Here is an 18,428-nt window from a genome sequence, read left to right on the forward strand (position 1 = left end):
GGACGGCGACGCTATCCGTCGAAGGGGATCGTCACCGTGTTCCGCTCGAGGAACGCCGTTTCGTACCCCTCGTGGCGTGCCAGCTGCGGCGGCGTCTCGAGGGTGATCGACAGCTCGTCGCCTCGCTCGAAGTCCCCCGGATCGATCGACGTTCTGTAGTGATGTCCGTACCGCGGGTCGATCGTCTCCTGAAGCGAGCCACCGGCGATCCCCTCACCCGCTCGAGAAACCGTCGCGGAGAGGGAGGCGAACGGGAGCGGATACCGGTTGTGCGCCGTCCGTAGCGCTACTACGAGCGCCGCCGTTCCGTTCCGATCGCTCTCGACGAATGCGGCGGTGGAGACGATACCGTCGTTCGTTTCGGAGCCGACTCGAGTCACGCGCTCGCCGTCGAACGCGGACTCGACGCGCTCCCCGCCTCGGTCCGCCATCGGCTCGAGCGCATCGGGGTCGCCGCGGCCCTCGTCCTCGTCGATCAACCGGCGCTCGAGGCCCTCGATCTCGGCGGCCTCGTACTCGAACTCGAGATCGACGGTCGTCGGCTCCTCGAGCCCGTCCGCGAGCGCGCCGACCGCGTCGGCGCTCGTCGCTCCGATTCGAATCGTCGCCGAGTACGTGCCGTCGCCCTCGAGCGGGACGTTGTCGCCGTAGTGCGGCCCCATGCGCTGGGAGAGCATCGGCCAGAGGGACCGACGATCGACGAGGCCACCGTCTTCGGCCGCCCCGTCTCGCCGTCGGATCGCCGCGGTCACCGGCGAGGGGATGATCGCACCCGTTTCGGTATCTCGGACGTCGACCATCAGGTGGAGCGCGTGCCGCGAGCGGATGTCGGCCCGGCTTCGCTCGTCGCCGGCGACCGGCCAGAACGAGTGGGGACGCGACGCCAGCAGCGCGATCTCTCGACCGTCCGCAGTCGCCGTCCCGTAGGTCACCATCCCGTCGGCGTGGGGCGGGACGTAGACCTCGTCGGGCGGGTCGACGACGAGTTCGCGCCAGGCGTCCTCCCGCCGGAGCGTCTCGAGGCAGCCGGCCGAGGCGGCACTCAACAGGCAGCCGCCGGCAGCGAGTACCGTTCGCCGTCGCATCACGACCACCACGACTGCGTTCCGGATAGGGATGCGGGTTGCACGTCCCGGCCCCGCTGATCGACGTCAAAGCTTGGCTTTATCAGTCCGGAGGGCGACGGTCGAAATATGCAAGGTAATCTACCCCCGGAAGCACAAGAGAAAATCGAACAGCTTCAGGACCTGCAGGAGACCGCACAGCAGGTCGCCGTCCAGAAGCAGGAAGCCGAATCGAGCCTCACCGACTCCAAAAACGCCCTCGAAGAGCTCGAGAACATCGACGACGACACCGCCATGTACCGCAAGGTCGGCGAACTCCTCGTCGAGACCGAGTACGACGCCGCGGAAGACGACCTCGAGGACAAGGTCGACTCCCTCGAGATCCGACTCGAGACCCTCGAAAAGCAAGAAGAGCGCGTTCAGGAGCAGTTCGAGGACCTGCAGGGCGAACTCGAAGAGTTGCTCGGCGGCGCGGGCGGCGGCATGGGCGGCCCGGCCGGCCCAGGCGGCCCGGGTGCTGGCGGCGCATAAATGTCGACGACGGACGAGCCGTCGGACGAAACCGTCGTCCAGACGGCCTCCGACGCTGCGGAAGGCTACGTCTTCTCGCAGTACAAGCAATCGGCGGTGCGTGATATAGACGTCACCGTAACCTTCGAGGACGGCACCCTCGAAGTCGACGTCTATCTCAACGCACCCGACGACGGGGACGGACCCGACCCCGAACGGGTTGCCGACGATGCCGCGCTCGCCGCGCGGGAGGCGGTCGACGACCTGTTCGCGGTGTAAGGGGCGTTTCGATTCCTCTCGACCGCTCGACACCACAGAGCGGTGCGTCCCTCGAGCCAGGACCCGATCGCCTTCCGTTCGGCTTACTGACCGGTCCACAACTGATTTGTAGTTCGCCCTCGAGTTTCGAACCGAGACTGATGGAGATCCTCTCCTTCCGCTGAACCGGGTGTTGCGCTTCCGTCGTACCGGACGGTACGAGCAACCAGTCGGGACGCGAGCACCCGGTCGTGTTCACACCGTGAGCCCCGGCTCCGCGGTTCGCTCGAGTTAGGGTTCCAGTATCGATTTTCGACAGCCATGCAGCCACACCACCAACACCAATGTCACGAACACACGATCGACGCACAGTCGTTGCGAAACGATCGGCGACCACCCCCGTCGAGACCGCCGAGATTCGGGCGCTCATCCGTGCGGCCGGTGACGACGTCGTCGCCGAGGTAACACAGGCCGGCCCGGAAGACGCCGGAACGTACTTCGGCCGCGGCAAAGTCCGCGAACTCGCCGAAACCGTCACCGACCGCGATGCACAGCGCGTCGTCGTCGACGGCGAACTCACGCCGAGCCAACACCACGCTCTCGAGTCGATGCTCCCCGACGGGACGGCCGTCGTCGACCGGTACCGACTCGTCCTCGAGATCTTCGAGGCCCAGGCCGGAACCCGACGAGCCCAGCGACAGGTCGAACTGGCTCGGCTCCGATATGACCTGCCGCGATTGATCGAGTCCGCGGACGAGGGCGCGCTCAACAAAGGGACCGAGAAGGGATCGCCGGTCTACGACGTTCGCGACCGGATCGATCGCCTCGAGCAAACGCTCGAGGAACTCCCGAATCCGGCCGAGCAGTTCCGCCGGCGTCGTCGCGAGGAGGGGTTCGACCTCGTCACGATCGCGGGCTATACGAACGCCGGCAAATCGACGCTGTTGCACCGACTCGCGGACGACCTCTCGCTCGAGGAGTCCCGGGCCGACCAGGAAACGGAGCCGGCGGACTCGACGGAGAACGCCACCGCGGCCGTCGCGGATCGGCTGTTCGAGACCCTCGAGACGGCGACGCGGCGGGCGACCATCGACGGTCGGCCGGTGCTCGCCACGGATACGGTCGGCTTCGTCGACGACCTGCCCCACGACCTCGTCGAATCGTTCAGTTCGACGCTGTCGGAGGCGGCCGCGGCGGACGTCGTCGTACTCGTCGCCGACGCGAGCGATCCGCCCGAGCGGTTTCGTGATCGACTCGAGGTCTCGCTCGAGGTGCTCGCCGCACAGGGCGTCGACGACGACCGAATCGTTCCCGTGTTGAACAAGGTCGACCGGCTCTCGAAGAGCGAGCGAACCGGCCGACTCGAGCGTGCACTGGGCTGTCTGCCCGCCTCGGCAGCGGAGCCGATTCCGGCGAGCGTCCTCGAGGGGACGAACCTCGAGGCGCTCCGGACGGCGATTCGCGACCGACTGCCGACGGAGTCGGCGACGATACGGATGCCCAACTGCGACGAGGCGATGGCGCTCGTCTCGGAGGCCTACGACCGGACGAGCGTGGAGTCGGTCGACTACGACGGGAGCGAGGTGCGACTCGAGTGCCGGGGTCGGCCGTCGGTCCTCGAGCGGTTCCGAAGTCGGGCCGCGGCGCTGACTCGGTAGTCGGCTTCGGGCGGGTTCAGTTCGTAGCAGACTGGGTTGTAGCGAGCGAACGGAGATCATCGTGATCGGACCAGGTGCCGTGGTACGTGGGCTCAGACGTGATCGGTGAATCAGATGTAGTACGCGAATCAGACGTGATACGCGGATCACTGCCGCTGGCGCGGTTTTCGTCGGTGGCAGAAAACGAATTCGCGTCCGTTTATTGCATCGCTTTGACCCAGCCGGGAACGGACGCCATGCCCTCCTTGTCCTCCCAGCCGTTCTCGCGGAGGTAGGACTCGAGATCGGTGAACGCGAAGCCGAACCGGTCTTCGAGGGCGGGGATGTCCGCGCTGTAGCCGACTTCGTTGAACCACTCGCACATGACGGTGAACTCCTCGCCGAAGGAGTCGTAGGCGTCCTCGATGGGGACGTGGACCGGCTCTACGTCACGGCCGGTGACCTCGGAGAGGACCTCGGCCGTCTCGGCGAGCGTCTTCTCGTCGCCCGCGAGTTCGACGCGCTCGCCGACGAACTCCTCGCGGTTCTCGAAGGCGACCGCGGCCGCGCGGCCGACGTCGTCGGTATCGATCATCTGGAGGCTGACTCCCTCCTCGAGCGGGAGCGCAATCTGGCCGTCTTTGACGACGTCCTCGGCGAAGGCCTCGAGGTTCTGGAAGAAGAACACGGGCTGGAGGACGGTCAGCGGCAGGTCGAGGTCCTGGGCGTGCTGGTCGATCTCCCAGGCGGAGTCGAAGTGAGGGACGCCGGTCTCTTTCTCGTGGCTGCCGACGCCGCTGAGGACGAACTGGTCGACGCCCTCCTCGGCCGCGACCGCCGCGACGTTCTTGCCCTGCTGGACCTGCTGCTCGTAGCCTACCGTCCAGAAGTTGGTGACGGCGAAGACCGCGTCGACGTCGGCGACGTGGGGCGCGAGCGATTCCCTGTCGTTCAAATCCCCCTCGACCATCGTCACGCCCCGATTGGAGAGTTCCCGAGCGCGCTCGCTCGAGGCGTCGCGGGTCAGTCCGCGGACGTCGAAATCGGCGTCGGACTCGAGGAGGTGTTCGACGACGCTTCCGCCTTGATTACCGGTGCACCCGGTGACGAGGACGCTCGTGGTCATGTTAGTTCGTCCCTCCGAATCGGTCGCTGGCGGGTGGAGACGATACGACCGCAGGTGGAACGCGCACAGCTAGTTTCATCACGGTACCTAGTTCGGCTCCGAACGCGTATATAGCGCCGGCGACACGATCGATACTACCTAACACCGGTGTTACCGACACCCCCGTGAAGGAGATGTTGGGAGTGATGACGCAGTTGCGCGTCTCCCACAAACGGCTCCCATGGCTGCATTCCTGGCGTCGTCGGATCGGTATCTTCTCTGGCGGCAATAGCGGCCGCTCGTGGGTAGTAAAGAGACGGGGTAGGTCAGTCAACGTGACTACACGTGGAAACCACGCGAGTCGAAAGGTGGCTGCCTGACCGTGCCGCCTATTCGCCCCTCTTTTCCACCGCTACAAAACACCTCCGGTACTCCGTTCTGGTACGCGCCGAGTTTTCGGGACCATCGCTCTGCGGGCTGCGCGGTCTGTACCGAGTGGTGTACGGTTCACCCGTATACCGTCGCGGCGGCGGATCGATCACTCGTCGGAATTTCAACGGCGACAGAAGAACCAGTGTTCGGCTCGGGCGGGTCACTACTGCGATTCGCAGATCTCGAGGAAGTTCTCGAAGATTTCGTCGCCCTGCTCGGTGTGGGCGACCTCGGGGTGCCACTGGACGCCGTAGAGGTCGCGGTCGGTGTCGCTCATCGCTTCGACGTCGCAGACGTCGCTTCGGGCCGTCAGTTCGAATCCCGCGGGCAGTTCCTTGACCTCGTCGGCGTGACTCGCCCAGACCCGAGTTTCGGGGTGGAGCGAGCCGGTCAGCGGGTCGTCGCTGTCGACGATGTCGACGTTCACGTCGGCGTAGCCACCGTACTCGCCGCCCCCGACGCGACCGCCCAGTTCGTCGGCGATCAGCTGCATGCCGAGACAGATGCCGAGCACCGGGACGTCCGCCTCGAGGTACTCGACGGACTTGCCGATCCGGTCCATATCCGGGCCGCCCGAGAGAACCACGCCGTCGGCATCGACGTCTTCGGGTGGTGTCTCGTTGTCGATCAACGCCGTGTCGACGCCGAGGTCGCGAAGCGCTCGGCGCTCTAGGTGGGTGAACTGGCCGTGATTGTCCACCACGACGATTTTCGTCATTAGGTATGCCTAGCCAGTCACCCGGTAAAAACGGTCCGGAAACCGATCTCCGTTCGGCGCGACTCGGCTACCGGACGCTCCGACGCGTCTCTCGTCAGTGGTTGTCGATCACGACCGTACCGTCCACATATCGTGATAATTATTGCTATTTTCACTCTTTCTGGCCGATACAGTGACTTCTTCCAGCAGTGACTGGACGCATACCAAAACGTTCATGCATGCGGGTGGAGTACCGCCACATATGACACTCGAGGCCGAGTCTATCGGGAGTCTGCCTGTAGACGACAGCGACGTCGTCGCTGCAATCGATGAAATCGACGGACGCTCGCAGCTCGTTATCGCCGATATCGCACGCGACGACGTGTGGCTTTCGATGGCCGAGCGAGATGCCGTCTCGCTGGAAACGTGGCGGTAACGGACCGTCGCTGACCGTCCGTTGTAGCCGCTCGGAAGCCGGGGTCGTCCCCGGTTCCGGTACGTTTATGCTGTTCTCACCGAACGATACCGGTATGGCAGTCGATCTCAACGAGTTCGAGCATCCGTCGTGGATCACCGCGGCCGGAACGGGTCTCGGCTATCTACTGATCCTCGCCGTGTTGACGGTGGCGCTGTTTATCGTCCCGTGGCTGGTCTTTGCGGCGCTATAGCGCCGTAATCGAGGTCTCGAGGCCACCCCGTTCGCAGATCCGCGCCGCGCCGTTCCGACCGTTTTGCGAGTCGGCCTCTGTAGTTCGTCACCCTCGAGTGAGCGCTACGGTCTTGTCCGCGGACTGAAACCGCCGGCAAAGTCGCTCTCGAGTCGACGGAAATCGGGGCCACCGACGGGACGGCGAAAAACGACCGGTCTAGGCGAAGGTCTTCGAGACTTCGTCGGTCTCGTCCGAGTCTGCCTGAACCTTCTCCCAGGCGTTGCGGAAGTCCTCCATCCGAATTTCGGTACGCTCGTCGCGGATGGCGAACATTCCGGCTTCCGTACAGACGGCCTTGACGTCGGCACCGGAGGCCTCATCGGCGTCTTCGGCCAGTTCCGCGAAGTCGACGTCGTCGGCGACGTTCATCCCGCGGGTGTGGATCTGGAAGATGATCTCGCGACCCTCGGCGTTCGGCTTGGGGACCTCGATGAGGCGGTCGAATCGACCGGGGCGAAGGATCGCGCGGTCGAGCATGTCGAAGCGGTTAGTCGCGGCGATGATCCGGATCTCGCCACGCTCTTCGAAGCCGTCCATCTCCGAGAGCAACTGCATCATCGTCCGCTGAACCTCGGCGTCGCCCGACGTTTTGGACTCCGTTCGCTTGGCGGCGATGGCGTCGATCTCGTCGATGAAGATGACGGCGGGTTCGTGCTCGCGGGCGACCTTGAACAGGTCGCGGACGAGCTTCGCGCCCTCGCCGATGAATTTGTGGACCAGTTCCGAGCCGGCCATCTTAATGAAGGTGGCGTCGGTCTGGTTGGCGACGGCTTTGGCGAGCATCGTCTTGCCGGTCCCAGGCGGACCGTACAGGAGGACGCCGCTCGGCGGATCAATTCCGACGTCGTCGAACATCTCCGGCTTCTCGAGGGGCATCTCGACGGTCTCGCGGACCTCCTGCATCTGCTCTTCGAGTCCGCCGATGTCCTCGTAGCTGACTTCCGGGCTCTCGGTGACCTCCATCACGCGAGCGCGCACGTCGGTCTCGTTCGAGAGGGACTTGACGATCGAGAGCGAGTTGTTGACTGCGACCCGGGCGTCGGGGTCGATCTCCTCACGCAGTTCGTCCGTGACCTCCGTCAGTGCCTCCTGGTTGTTCCCGTGCTGTTTGATAATGACGCCCTCGTCCGTGATCTCCTGGACGGTGGCGACGAACAGCGGTGACTGCTTAAGTTTCTTGTTCTCGTGAGTTAACCGCTCGAGTTTCTGCTGGTACTTGTTATTCTCGGCGTTGGCGTCGAGGAGCTTGTCCCGCATCTCCTCGTTTTGCGCCTCGAGGATCTCCAGCCGTTCCTCGAGCGTCTGGATCTTCTCCTGTTGGGACGCCTCGTCCTCGTCGTATGGGAGGTCGACGTCGTCCACGGTGTCGCTCATCACCCGTCCTTTGGGTGTTGGTTCATAAGAGACTTCGGGTAGGTGCACCGGCGGCCAAAAATATAACCACTGGGCATTTATCGAAACAGAAAATATTATCAGCTTGTATCCGAAACGGGGTAGTGATGAGTGCTTCAGAGTCGTTGCGACAAGAAACCGACAACCGGGGGACGTGGGACGATGTCAGAGAGCTACCGCCGAGTGCCAAACTCGTCGCGAAGGTGCTCGAGTACAACGACACGATGACCCAACAGCAGATCGCCGACGAGACGCTGCTGCCGTCGCGGACGGTGCGCTACGCCCTGAACCGCCTCGACGAGGAGAGCGTCATCGACTCGCGATTTTCGTTTTCCGACGCCCGCAAACGACTGTACAGCCTCGATATCGAGGCCTGAATAGACGGTCGGACGATCGACGCGTCGACGGTTCGTTTTCCTCCTCCGATCCTTCTATTCTGGTTCGATCGGTCGTTACGGCTTCCCGACGTTCTATTCCGGGCTCCGGACTCCCTCGAGCTCCGGATACCGATTTTGGGTGCGCGGTGGCGCGCGCCGAGTCGCGGCGAGTGACTAACGAGACGCGACTCAACACCGTGCGAGGGATGAGTGAGTGAGCGTAGCGACTGAACGAATCGGCTGGGGAGGAGGTGGAAATCCTCGTGTCCACGTTTGCAGAACGCTCGCCTACGAGTTGATCACACTGGCGGCTAGGGACTCCACATCCTCCCCAGCCGATTCACTCGCTCCCGAAAGTCGCTCGTTCATCCCTCGCACGGTGTATCGACCGCCCTCACTATCGTTCGGTCGGACGACAGCGCGCGCCACTGCACGAAATGCTGCCAATCGGCTGTTGTGGGGGTCTTTTTTCGCTCACAGGAGACCCCACTACTGTACGAACTTCGTTTCACTTTCAGTTCGGTCGCGGAACCCCTTTAGGGCGGGCCTGCCAACGAACGGACAATGACACGGGTGATACATACGGGCGACACCCACATCGGGTACCAACAGTACAACGCGCCCGAGCGACGCCGGGACTTTCTCGAGGCCTTTCGATCCGTCGTCGAGGACGCGGTCGCCGAGGACGTCGACGCCGTGATCCACGCCGGCGACCTCTTTCACGATCGACGGCCGGGACTGGTCGACCTGCAGGGCACCGTCGAGATCCTCCGAACGCTCGCCGACGCCGAGATCCCCTTTCTCGCCGTCGTCGGAAATCACGAGGGCAAACGCGACGCACAGTGGCTCGATCTCTTCGCCGATCTCGGACTCGCGACGCGACTCGGTGCCGAACCCGAAATCGTCGACGACGTCGCCGTCTACGGCCTCGATTTCGTCCCCCGGTCGCGACGCGAAGCCCTCGAGTACGAGTTCGCCCCCGTTCCCGAGGCGGCCGAACACGCGGCCCTCGTGAGCCACGGGCTGTTCGAGCCGTTCGCCCACGCCGACTGGGACACCGAACGGCTCCTCGAGGAGTCGACGGTCGAGTTCGACGCCGTCCTGCTCGGCGACAACCACAAACCCGACACCGCGGACGTATTGGACACGTGGGTTACCTACTGCGGCTCGACCGAACGGGCGAGCGCGAGCGAACGCGAGGACCGGGGCTACAACCTCGTCGACTTCGAACGCGACGGAGACGCGTCGGTCGCGATCAGCCGCCGCGGACTCACCGACACGCGCGAGTTCGTCTTCGTCGACGTCGAACTCGAGGACGGCGAGGGAGTCGACCGCGTGCAAGAACGCGTTCGCCAGCACGACCTGGCGGACGCCGTCGTCATCGTGACGCTCGAGGGCGAGGGCCGACCGATCACGCCGGCGACGATCGAGGAGGCGGCTATCGATCGCGGCGCGCTCATCGCCCGCGTAAACGACCGCCGGGAACTGCCCGACGAGGACGAGGAGGTGTCGGTGAGCTTCGCCGATCCCGACGCCGCCGTCCGCGAGCGCGTTCGCGAACTCGGATTGAGCGACGCCGCCCTCGACATCGACGAGACCGTTCGGAACGACGAACTGGTCGATTCGAACGTCCGCGAGACCGTCGAACGGCGCGTCCGCGAGCAGCTCGAGGACGATGCGGCCGCGTTCGTCCCCGCCCCGGAACGCGAGCCGGCGGACGAGGACGTGACGACGGTTGCGGACCAGCTTACAGCGGACGAAGCGACGGGCGAGACCGACGCGACCGAGGAAGCGGCCGCTGAGGGCGACACAGCCGACGAGACATCGACAGATAGCGCTGCAACCGACGAGAGGCCGCCGGACGACGACACGGCGGTGGACGCAGCCGGGACGGACGACGATACGAAAAGCGACGAACCGGCCGATGCCGACACCGCATCGCTGGGTGATTTCGCGTGAGAGTCGACCGGCTCCGACTGCTGAATTTTAAGTGCTACGGCGAGGCCGAACTCGGCTTGGAGCGCGGCGTCACCATCGTTCACGGCGTCAACGGCAGCGGAAAGTCGACGCTGCTCGAGGCGACCTTCTTCGCCCTCTACGGCTCGAAGGCGCTGGACGATCGCACGCTCGACGACGTGATCACGACCGGCGAGGAGGAGACGGAGGTCGAACTCCGATTCACCCACGACGGCCGCGAGTACCGCGTCGAGCGCCACCTCAAGCTCAGAGGGGATCGCGCGACGACCACGAAGTGCGTCCTCGAGACGCCCGGGGAGACGATCGAGGGCGCTCGCGACGTTCGCCGGGAGGTCACCGAACTCCTGCGGATGGACGCCGAGGCGTTCGTCAACTGCGCGTACGTCCGCCAGGGCGAGGTCAACAAGCTCATCCACGCCTCGCCGAGCGATCGACAGGACATGATCGACGACCTCCTCCAGTTGGGGGCGCTCGAGGACTACCGCGAGCGAGCTAGCGACGCTCGGCTGGGCGTCAAGACCGTACTCGACGGCCAGCGGGAGGTCCTCGAGAACGTCCGCCAGCAGGTCGAACAGAAGGAGGACAAGGAGCTCCACGAGCGACTGAACGGCCTCGAGACCCGTCGCGCGGACGTAGCCGAGGAGATCGAGAACTACGAGGCCCAGCGCGAGCAGGCCAGAAATACGCTCGAGACCGCCGAAGACGTCCTCGAGCGCCACGAGGAGACCCGCGAGGAGATCGAGACGCTCGAGACGGAGATCGACGACCTCCGATCGAAGATCGAAGCGACCGAACGCGAACGCGAGGACGCCAAAGCGGAGATTCGAGACCTCGAGGAGCGACGCGAGGAGCTCGCAGCCGAGCGCGACGAACTGCTAGCGGACGTCGAACTCGACCCCGGGGCGGACGGCGGAGACGACGCAGTCGAGGAGCGCATCCGCGAACTCGAAGCCCGCGACGAAGACCTCCGGGACGACCTCGAGGAGGTGCGCGTCTCGATCACGGAGACCAGCGGCGAGATCGAACGCCTTCGCGAGGAGGCCGACGACCTCGAGTCCCAGGCGGTGGACGCTCGCGAGGAGGCCGACGAACTCGAGGCGACGCTCGAAACCGACGAGGAGGCCATCGAGGATCGCGAGGCGGATCTGGAGGATCTCGAGGAACAGATCGAGACGGCGCGCGAACAGTTCGACAGCGGCGAGGCGTCTCCGACGCCTCGGGAAGGCGGTGAAACCGCCGACGCACCGGTCGAGTTCGGCGAGGCAACCGCTCACTTCGAATCCCTCGAGACCGACCGCGAGGAACTGACCGACGAGATCGGCGATATCACGGCGGATATCCGGACCGTCGAAAACGCCATTGAGGAGGGCGAAGCGCTGCTCGAGGAGGGCAAGTGTCCCGAATGCGGCCAACCGGTCGAAGACTCGCCCCACGTCGACGTGTTAGCCGAGAAGCGCGAGGAACTCGCCGACCTCGAGGATCGACTCGAGCGGCTCGAGGACGACCGCGACGACCTCGACGAGCGGATCGAGCGCGCCGAGGAACTCCGCGAGGCCGAACGACGGGTCGACCGACTCGAAGAGAACCGCGACAACATCGAGACGCTGGTCGCGGAAAAGCGCGAGACGCTCGAGAACCGACGCGAGCAGCGCGACCGTCTGCGCGAGGACGCGGAACAGTACGAGACCGACGCCGAGGAGAACCGCGCGAGAGCCGCGGACCTTGATAGAGAGGTCGACGACATTCGATCCGAACTCGGATCGATCAACACCGAGCGCGGCGAGATCAAGGACGATCTCGAGTCGCTGCGCCGCGTCGCCGAGATCGACGTCGAGCGCGCCGATCTCGCGACCGACGTCGAAAACCTCCGGGAGCGTCGCCGGGACTGGCAGACGATGAACGACGAGCGCCGCGAGACGCTCTCGAGCAAACGCGAGCGCAAGCGCGAGCTCGAGTCGGAGTTCGACGAGGAACGCATCGAGACGGCCCGTACGGACAGGCAAAACGCCGAGAACTACCTCGAGAAGGTCGACGCGAAACTCGAGGATCTCGAGGCGAAGCGGACGAACCTCCAGAACGCGATCGGAGCCGTCGAACGGGAACTCGAGGAACTCGAGGAGCGACGCGAGGAACTCGAAGCCCTCGAGGAGCGATGTGAGCGACTCGACTCGCTGTACGACGAAGCCGAGACGCTGCAGGCGACGTATGCGGACCTCCGGGCGGAACTGCGTCAGCGCAACGTCGAGACCCTCGAACGGCTGCTCAACGAGACGTTCGAACTGGTCTATCAGAACGACTCCTACGCGGCGATCGACCTCGACGGGCAGTACCGACTGACCGTCTACCAGAAGGACGGCGAGGCGCTCGAGCCCGAACAGCTTTCGGGCGGTGAACGGGCGCTGTTCAACCTCAGCCTGCGGTGTGCGATCTATCGGCTACTCGCCGAGGGGGTCAAGGGAACGGCACCGCTACCGCCGCTGATTCTGGACGAACCGACGGTCTTCCTCGATTCCGGCCACGTCACTCAACTCGTTTCGCTGATCGAATCCATGCGGGATCTCGGCGTCGAACAGATCGTCGTCGTCAGCCACGACGAGGAACTCGTCGGCGCAGCGGACTCGATCGTCCGCGTGGAGAAGGATGCGACCTCGAATCGCTCGCGCCTCGAGTCCGGCGAACCGCCGGAAATCGCGCTACTCACGTCCGACTAGGAGCTACTCGACGTACGAATCGAGCAGCGGAAGACAGCAATCGTGCCGGTGACCGCCGGCTGTGCTCTCCTGCCGTTATGACGTATTAGACGTTTCAGTCGCCGCCTCGGCGACCGCGTCCGGGTTGGTTTCGTCCGTGCGGATCGATTCGAGCGCCTGCTTACACGTCTCGGTAATTCGATAGCCGCGCTCGCCAGCGACCTCCGTCTCTTCGATCAGGTCGGCGGTTGACAAGACCGTGAAACGACCGTGGAGATCGCTCTCACAGAAGTCGTAGGCGTTGAGCACCGTTCTCACGGCGAGCGGTCCGCGGCTCTCGAGTTCGATCAGAAGGCCGAGGGTTGCCTCGTCGTGGACGGTCGTAACGAGCGTTCGGACCGGACCGGAGACGCTTCGGGCGGCGGTCTCGAGCGGAGATTCGTCGTCGAGGTCCTCCAGGCGGTCGTTCTGGACGTAACACTCGTTTCCGTTGTGTGGATCGCGCACGAGACTCGCGTGTTCGGACCGTTTGAGAAGCAGGTATCGTTTGCCGGTGTCGTCTTGGACGGTTTTCATGATCGGTCGGAATCGTCCGGTAACTGGTGTTCGGAGAGCGTCCCTCAAGTAGTTTCGGCTGTCCCCAGTTATTTCGAGTCGGCGGTGGTGTCGTCGGAGTGTTCGCTTTCGAGGGGTTCGTCCTCGAGTTCGAGCGGTTCATCGCTCGCTTCGGACTCTCGTTCGTCCGGGTCGTCGTCCCGGTTATCCGCCGTCGAGGAAGCGTCGGTCGCGCGCTTGAAGTTCCGATAGCGGCGAATGCCGAACCCGGTGAAGACGAGGGTGACGGCCAACAGATAGGCGCTGTACGTGACGTTACCCTCGAAAATCAGGAACATCAGACTGAGTGCGAACGCGAGGACGGCGACGTTGATCACGAACACCAGCGCCCAGAAGTGTCGGAGGGTTTCGCCGTCGACGTCCGTTTCGGAGCTCGACAGGTCGGGAATCTCGGCTTCGTCCGCCTCCATCTCCGACCGCAGGTCCGACCAGAGGCCCGATCCGGCGTCCTCCGTCGGGACGCGTGGGATCGTGATGGAGTCGCTATCCGGGTCCCTGAACTCCGCTTCCGGATCGTACTCGTCGGGTTCGTTCTCGGTCCGATCTGATACCACACATGGATAGTGGGCAACTCAAATAAAAAGCGTTCGCGTTCGAAGCGAACGGACCAGTGTACTGTCCGAAAGTGTGCGCGCCGGACCAGTTCAGGCGAGTTCCGTCAGGGTGAACGTTCTGGAGGTTTCTACCCACGCGAGCGGATTCTCGGAATCGTAGAAGACGACTCCGTCGTCCGTCTCGTAGGACTCGATGGTCGCGGTGCCCGCTGGCTCACTACACGGCTCGCCTCGGTCCGTCGTATCGTCGTTGATGTGGGTGGACACTTCCATCACCTGACTGTATGGTATGTGTTACCACGTTATATGTCTTGTTGCCCCAGCAATATTGCGACCGGGCGGTGGGTTCCGGACGAACGGAATCGTGAATCGAAGTGTGGGGGTTTTTATTCGGCGACTGCCAATCCAGAGACCATGACTGAGGCGGGCCAAACTGGACTCACGGAGTTTTCCGGTGAGTCCGACGAGCGACCGGACGAGGAAGCGGTTGCCATCGCAGGAAACGGTGGATCGAGCGCCGGAGAGGTGATCGACGTCGTCGAGGAAACGCTTCCCGAGGCGACCGGTGAGCTCGAACTCGCCGTGATGCAGGTCGACTACACCATCGCCGGCTACGGCGACGAAGAACGCCCGATCATGCACGTGTTCGGGCGCACGTCCGAGGAAACCCTCGAGCACGTCCAGGTCGTCGGTTTTCGACCGTACTTCTACGCGCCGACGGACTCCCTCGAACGCCCGCCCGAGGAACAGTACGATCGGCTCACGGGGAGCCGCGAGGTCGGCGAGGACGGCGAGCCCTACGAAAGCATCCGCGGCGAGAAGCTCACCAAAATCTTCGGCCAGACGCCGCGGGACGTCGGACAGGTCCGCGACGAGTTCGACCACTACGAGGCCGACATCCTCTTTCCGAATCGGTTTCTGATCGACAAGGACGTTCGTAGCGGGATTCGCGTTCCGGAGCGACGCGCCGACGACGACTCGCTGGTCGTCCCCCACGACGAGGTCGAGGCGACGGCCGTCGACGTCGATCCGCGAGTAAACACCTTCGACATCGAGGTCAACGACCGCGCGGGATTCCCGGAGGACGGCGAGGAACCGATCGTCTGTCTCACGAGTCACGACTCCTACCGCGACGAGTACATCATGTGGCTCTACGAGGCACCCGTCGGCGACGGGGAGATTCCGACGGAGATCGAGGACTACGAGCCGATCGAGAGCGATATCGAGCACGAGATCCGGAGCTTCGACGAGGAGGAGGCGATGCTCGAGGCGTTCGTCGACTACATCCGAGAAACCGACCCCGACATCCTCACGGGTTGGAACTTCGAGGACTTCGACGCGCCGTACTTCCTCGACCGGCTCGAGGTGCTCGAGGATCCGACCCACGACTACGACCTCTCCATCGACCGCCTCTCTCGAGTCGACGAAGTCTGGCGGAGCAACTGGGGCGGTCCCGACATCAAGGGTCGAGTCGTCTTCGACCTGCTCTATGCCTACCAGCGGACGGTGTTCTCCGAACTCGACTCCTACCGGCTGGACGCCGTCGGCGAGGCGGAACTCGGCGTCGGCAAGGAACGCTACGCCGGGGATATCGGCGACCTCTGGGAGGACGATCCGACGAGGCTGCTCGAGTACAACCTGCGGGACGTCGAACTCTGCGTCGAACTCGACCGCCAACAGGAGATCGTCACCTTCTGGGACGAGGTGCGTTCGTTCGTCGGCTGCAAACTCGAGGATGCCCCTACCCCAGGAGATGCAGTGGACATGTACGTCCTTCACGAGGCCTACGGACGGTTCGCGCTGCCCTCGAAGGGCCAACAGGAGGCGGGCGAGGAGTACGAAGGCGGCGCGGTGTTCGATCCGATCACGGGCGTCAAAGAGAACGTCACCGTGCTCGACCTGAAGTCGCTGTACCCGATGTGTATGGTGACGGTCAACGCCTCGCCCGAGACGCGGGTCGATCCGGACGAGTACGACGGCGAAACGTTCATCGCGCCGACCAGACCCGAGCCGACGCACTTTCGCAAGGAGCCCGACGGCGTCATGCGGGAGATGATCAACGAACTGCTGGCCGAGCGCGAGGAAAAGAAGTCCCAGCGAAACCAGTACGATCCCGGCACGAGAGCCTACGAGCAGTACGACCGCCAGCAAGGGGCGGTGAAGGTCATTATGAACTCGCTCTACGGCGTGTCGGGCTGGGAACAGTTCCGGCTCTACGACAAGGAAGCGGCGTCCGCGATCACGGCCACCGGACGCGAGGTTATCGAGTTCACGGAATCCGCCGCGAACGAGATCGACTATCAGGTCGCCTACGGCGATACGGACTCGGTCATGCTCGAACTCGGACAGGACGTCTCGAAAGCAGACGCGCTCGAGCAGTCGTTCGAGATCGAGGAGTACCTCAACGAGCGCTACGACGATTTCGCACGCGAGGATCTCAACGCCGAGGAGCACCGGTTCCAGATCGAGTTCGAGAAACTCTATCGGCGGTTCTTCCAGGCCGGCACGAAGAAACGCTACGCCGGCCACATCATCTGGAAAGAGGGGAAGGACGTCGACGACGTCGATATTACCGGCTTCGAGTACAAGCGCTCGGACATCGCGCCGATCACCAAGGAAGTCCAACACCGCGTCATCGAGATGATCGTCCGCGAGGGTGACATCGAGGGCGCAAAGGAGTACGTGAACGCGGTCATCCAGGACGTGCGCGCCGGCGAGGTCTCGCTCGACGAGATCGGCATTCCCGGCGGCATCGGTAAGCGACTGGACAATTACGACACCGATACGGCGCAGGTTCGCGGCGCGAAGTACGCCAACCTCCTGCTCGGGACGAACTTCCAGCGGGGCAGCAAACCCAAACGGCTCTATCTCAAGCGGGTGGATCCGTCCTTTTTCGAGCGACTCGAGGCGGAGGAAGGGTTCGACGCCCGTACCGATCCCCTCTACGGGGCGTTCAAACGCGATCCAGACGTGATCTGCTTCGAGTACGAAGACCAGATTCCCGACGCGTTCGAGGTCGATTACGACACGATGCTCGAGAAGACGCTGAAAGGACCGATCGAGCGCATCCTCGAGGCGCTGGACGTGTCTTGGGAGGAAGTGAAAAGCGGCCAGGAGCAAACCGGATTGAGCAACTTCATGTGATCGGCCGAATCGGTTCGTTTCGCTGTCGTATCGGACGCCGCGATTCACGGGCCGATCGGACGCGAGTGGCCGTCGCCCGGCGCCGACTACCGAGTTGCCTCGGCGAGTTCGTACTGGACATCGTTCGCCGGGACGGTTCACCTCGAAGCCGTCGCGAACTCGTTGACAGACGATCGTAAACGCGGACCGCAGGCTACTAACTCGGTTCCGATAGTTATTATTCGAACGGAACAGGTGTTTTCGTTTCGGGAACTTATTTTACTGATGTGGGACCGTATCCAATTGGATACGAAACCGTTATGAGTCAGACGGCCCACGATTCAGACGACAGAATACTATGGCACGTCTCGAACTGAACAACCTACACGCGGAAGTAGCAGAGGGCGACGAGAAAATCCTCGAGGGCGTCAACCTCGAGGTCAATTCGGGCGAAATCCACGCCCTGATGGGGCCCAACGGCTCCGGGAAGTCGACGACCGCGAAGGTCATCGCCGGCCACCCGGCCTACGAGGTCACCGAGGGCGAAGTGCTGCTCCACCTCGAAGCGGGCGAGTTCGGCGACGAGATCGAGATCGACGAGGACCAGCGCACCTGGAACATCCTCGACCTCGAGCCCAACGAGCGTGCCGCACTCGGCATCTTCCTCGGCTTCCAGTACCCGGCCGAGATCGACGGCGTCACCATGACTAACTTCCTCCGAACGGCGCTCAACGCCAAGATTGACGAGCGCGAGGAACTCTTCGAGGACGAAGCCGACGCGGACGACGAGGAAGACGAGGACGAAGGCTTCGAGACCTCGCCGATGGAAGGCAACGTGGACGAGGGCGACGTCGGCGTCGCCGAGTTCCAGCAGATCCTCCAGGAGAAAATGGAGTCGCTGGACATGGACGAGAAGTTCGCCCAGCGCTACCTCAACGCCGGCTTCTCCGGCGGCGAGAAGAAACAGAACGAGGTCCTTCAGGCGGCCATCCTCGAGCCGTCGATCGCCGTTCTCGACGAGATCGACTCCGGGCTGGACATCGACCGTCTGCAGGACGTCTCCAACGGGATCAACGCGCTGCGCGACGAGGAGGGCACCGGCATCCTCCAGATCACCCACTACCAGCGAATCCTCGACTACGTCGAACCCGATCACGTCCACGTGATGATCGACGGCCAGATCGCAAAAAGCGGCGACGCCTCGCTCGCGGAGGAACTCGAGGACAAGGGGTACGACTGGGTCCGCGAAGAGGTCTACGGCACGGCGTAACCGAATGCAGCTAGAAC

Annotated in this window: 17 protein-coding genes; 10 read left to right on the forward strand and 7 right to left on the reverse strand. The window is 63.7% G+C overall.

The genetic code is table 11. The annotated features are described in order from the left end of the window. Nucleotides 1-11: 11 nt before the first annotated feature. Nucleotides 12-1,085 carry an iron transporter gene (locus DWB23_RS10105; protein ID WP_121742675.1) on the reverse strand — a complete coding sequence of 358 codons (1,074 nt, stop codon included), beginning with the start codon at nucleotides 1,083-1,085 and terminating at the stop codon, nucleotides 12-14. A 108-nt stretch (nucleotides 1,086-1,193) separates the two neighbouring features. Between DWB23_RS10105 and DWB23_RS10110 the strand changes: the two genes are divergently transcribed. From DWB23_RS10110 to hflX, 3 genes are all read left to right on the forward strand, one after another. After that, a complete protein-coding gene (locus DWB23_RS10110; RefSeq protein ID WP_121742676.1) occupies nucleotides 1,194-1,595 on the forward strand; it encodes a prefoldin subunit beta in 402 nt (133 codons plus the stop codon). Next, nucleotides 1,596-1,853: a DUF3194 domain-containing protein gene (locus DWB23_RS10115; RefSeq protein ID WP_121742677.1), complete on the forward strand. Its 258-nt coding sequence runs from the start codon at nucleotides 1,596-1,598 to the stop codon at nucleotides 1,851-1,853. A gap of 323 nt (nucleotides 1,854-2,176) precedes the next feature. Further along, nucleotides 2,177-3,490, forward strand: a complete 1,314-nt coding sequence (hflX, locus tag DWB23_RS10120; protein WP_121742678.1) for a GTPase HflX — start codon at nucleotides 2,177-2,179, stop codon at nucleotides 3,488-3,490. Nucleotides 3,491-3,689: 199 nt separating this feature from the next. Here hflX and DWB23_RS10125 read toward each other — a convergent pair whose 3' ends face one another. Further along, nucleotides 3,690-4,595 (reverse strand): NmrA/HSCARG family protein, encoded by a 906-nt coding sequence (locus tag DWB23_RS10125; protein WP_121742679.1) that lies wholly within the window; start codon nucleotides 4,593-4,595, stop codon nucleotides 3,690-3,692. A 574-nt stretch (nucleotides 4,596-5,169) separates the two neighbouring features. Next, the gene (locus DWB23_RS10130) at nucleotides 5,170-5,724 is read right to left on the reverse strand and encodes a GMP synthase subunit A (protein ID WP_121742680.1); all 555 of its coding nucleotides are present in this window, start codon (nucleotides 5,722-5,724) and stop codon (nucleotides 5,170-5,172) included. A 241-nt stretch (nucleotides 5,725-5,965) separates the two neighbouring features. Here DWB23_RS10130 and DWB23_RS22990 point away from each other — a divergent pair, with 241 nt between their 5' ends. Continuing rightward, on the forward strand, nucleotides 5,966-6,139 hold the full coding sequence (locus DWB23_RS22990) for a DUF7556 family protein (RefSeq protein WP_162989790.1): 174 nt from the start codon (nucleotides 5,966-5,968) through the stop codon (nucleotides 6,137-6,139). 94 nt (nucleotides 6,140-6,233) lie between these two features. Then, nucleotides 6,234-6,371, forward strand: coding sequence for a hypothetical protein (locus DWB23_RS22995; RefSeq protein WP_162989791.1), 138 nt, complete (start codon nucleotides 6,234-6,236; stop codon nucleotides 6,369-6,371). Nucleotides 6,372-6,569: 198 nt separating this feature from the next. Here DWB23_RS22995 and pan1 read toward each other — a convergent pair whose 3' ends face one another. Next, a complete protein-coding gene (pan1, locus tag DWB23_RS10135) occupies nucleotides 6,570-7,787 on the reverse strand; it encodes a proteasome-activating nucleotidase Pan1 (protein ID WP_121742681.1) in 1,218 nt (405 codons plus the stop codon). Between the two features lie 125 nt (nucleotides 7,788-7,912). Here pan1 and DWB23_RS10140 point away from each other — a divergent pair, with 125 nt between their 5' ends. From DWB23_RS10140 to rad50, 3 genes are all read left to right on the forward strand, one after another. Continuing rightward, nucleotides 7,913-8,182 (forward strand): MarR family transcriptional regulator, encoded by a 270-nt coding sequence (locus tag DWB23_RS10140; protein WP_121742682.1) that lies wholly within the window; start codon nucleotides 7,913-7,915, stop codon nucleotides 8,180-8,182. Nucleotides 8,183-8,746: 564 nt separating this feature from the next. After that, nucleotides 8,747-10,141 (forward strand): DNA double-strand break repair protein Mre11, encoded by a 1,395-nt coding sequence (gene mre11 / locus DWB23_RS10145; RefSeq protein ID WP_121742683.1) that lies wholly within the window; start codon nucleotides 8,747-8,749, stop codon nucleotides 10,139-10,141. Next, on the forward strand, nucleotides 10,138-12,870 hold the full coding sequence (gene rad50 / locus DWB23_RS10150; protein WP_121742684.1) for a DNA double-strand break repair ATPase Rad50: 2,733 nt from the start codon (nucleotides 10,138-10,140) through the stop codon (nucleotides 12,868-12,870). Before mre11 ends, rad50 begins: the two co-directional genes overlap by 4 nt. A 75-nt stretch (nucleotides 12,871-12,945) precedes the next feature. On the opposite strand, the gene DWB23_RS10155 is transcribed toward rad50, so the two are convergent. The 3 genes from DWB23_RS10155 to DWB23_RS10165 all read right to left on the reverse strand — a co-directional run bounded on the left by DWB23_RS10155 (nucleotide 12,946) and on the right by DWB23_RS10165 (nucleotide 14,291). Beyond that, nucleotides 12,946-13,425 carry a DUF7346 family protein gene (locus DWB23_RS10155; protein ID WP_121742685.1) on the reverse strand — a complete coding sequence of 160 codons (480 nt, stop codon included), beginning with the start codon at nucleotides 13,423-13,425 and terminating at the stop codon, nucleotides 12,946-12,948. Between the two features lie 68 nt (nucleotides 13,426-13,493). Beyond that, a complete protein-coding gene (locus DWB23_RS10160) occupies nucleotides 13,494-14,018 on the reverse strand; it encodes a DUF7322 domain-containing protein (RefSeq protein ID WP_238717384.1) in 525 nt (174 codons plus the stop codon). Between the two features lie 90 nt (nucleotides 14,019-14,108). Beyond that, the gene (locus DWB23_RS10165; protein ID WP_121742686.1) at nucleotides 14,109-14,291 is read right to left on the reverse strand and encodes a DUF7331 family protein; all 183 of its coding nucleotides are present in this window, start codon (nucleotides 14,289-14,291) and stop codon (nucleotides 14,109-14,111) included. A 141-nt stretch (nucleotides 14,292-14,432) separates the two neighbouring features. Between DWB23_RS10165 and DWB23_RS10170 the strand changes: the two genes are divergently transcribed. Both DWB23_RS10170 and DWB23_RS10175 read left to right on the forward strand, forming a co-directional pair. Then, nucleotides 14,433-17,162 (forward strand): DNA-directed DNA polymerase, encoded by a 2,730-nt coding sequence (locus DWB23_RS10170; protein ID WP_121742687.1) that lies wholly within the window; start codon nucleotides 14,433-14,435, stop codon nucleotides 17,160-17,162. A 337-nt stretch (nucleotides 17,163-17,499) separates the two neighbouring features. Beyond that, entirely contained in the window at nucleotides 17,500-18,411 is a 912-nt protein-coding gene (locus DWB23_RS10175; RefSeq protein WP_121742688.1) for an ABC transporter ATP-binding protein, read from the forward strand. The last annotated feature ends 17 nt before the right edge of the window (nucleotides 18,412-18,428 follow it).

Source organism: Natronorubrum halophilum (assembly GCF_003670115.1).
Classification (GTDB): Archaea; Halobacteriota; Halobacteria; order Halobacteriales; family Natrialbaceae; genus Natronorubrum; species Natronorubrum halophilum.

Excerpts from the sequence above, each read along its gene's own strand:
- DWB23_RS10105 (WP_121742675.1), bottom strand. The coding sequence starts at position 1,085 with ATGCGACGGCGAACGGTACTCGCTGCCGGCGGCTGCCTGTTGAGTGCC.
- DWB23_RS10110 (WP_121742676.1), top strand. The coding sequence starts at position 1,194 with ATGCAAGGTAATCTACCCCCGGAAGCACAAGAGAAAATCGAACAGCTT.
- DWB23_RS10115 (WP_121742677.1), top strand. The coding sequence starts at position 1,596 with ATGTCGACGACGGACGAGCCGTCGGACGAAACCGTCGTCCAGACGGCC.
- hflX (WP_121742678.1), top strand. The coding sequence starts at position 2,177 with ATGTCACGAACACACGATCGACGCACAGTCGTTGCGAAACGATCGGCG.
- DWB23_RS10125 (WP_121742679.1), bottom strand. The coding sequence starts at position 4,595 with ATGACCACGAGCGTCCTCGTCACCGGGTGCACCGGTAATCAAGGCGGA.
- DWB23_RS10130 (WP_121742680.1), bottom strand. The coding sequence starts at position 5,724 with ATGACGAAAATCGTCGTGGTGGACAATCACGGCCAGTTCACCCACCTA.
- DWB23_RS22990 (WP_162989790.1), top strand. The coding sequence starts at position 5,966 with ATGACACTCGAGGCCGAGTCTATCGGGAGTCTGCCTGTAGACGACAGC.
- DWB23_RS22995 (WP_162989791.1), top strand. The coding sequence starts at position 6,234 with ATGGCAGTCGATCTCAACGAGTTCGAGCATCCGTCGTGGATCACCGCG.
- pan1 (WP_121742681.1), bottom strand. The coding sequence starts at position 7,787 with ATGAGCGACACCGTGGACGACGTCGACCTCCCATACGACGAGGACGAG.
- DWB23_RS10140 (WP_121742682.1), top strand. The coding sequence starts at position 7,913 with ATGAGTGCTTCAGAGTCGTTGCGACAAGAAACCGACAACCGGGGGACG.
- mre11 (WP_121742683.1), top strand. The coding sequence starts at position 8,747 with ATGACACGGGTGATACATACGGGCGACACCCACATCGGGTACCAACAG.
- DWB23_RS10155 (WP_121742685.1), bottom strand. The coding sequence starts at position 13,425 with ATGAAAACCGTCCAAGACGACACCGGCAAACGATACCTGCTTCTCAAA.
- DWB23_RS10165 (WP_121742686.1), bottom strand. The coding sequence starts at position 14,291 with ATGGAAGTGTCCACCCACATCAACGACGATACGACGGACCGAGGCGAG.
- DWB23_RS10170 (WP_121742687.1), top strand. The coding sequence starts at position 14,433 with ATGACTGAGGCGGGCCAAACTGGACTCACGGAGTTTTCCGGTGAGTCC.
- DWB23_RS10175 (WP_121742688.1), top strand. The coding sequence starts at position 17,500 with ATGGCACGTCTCGAACTGAACAACCTACACGCGGAAGTAGCAGAGGGC.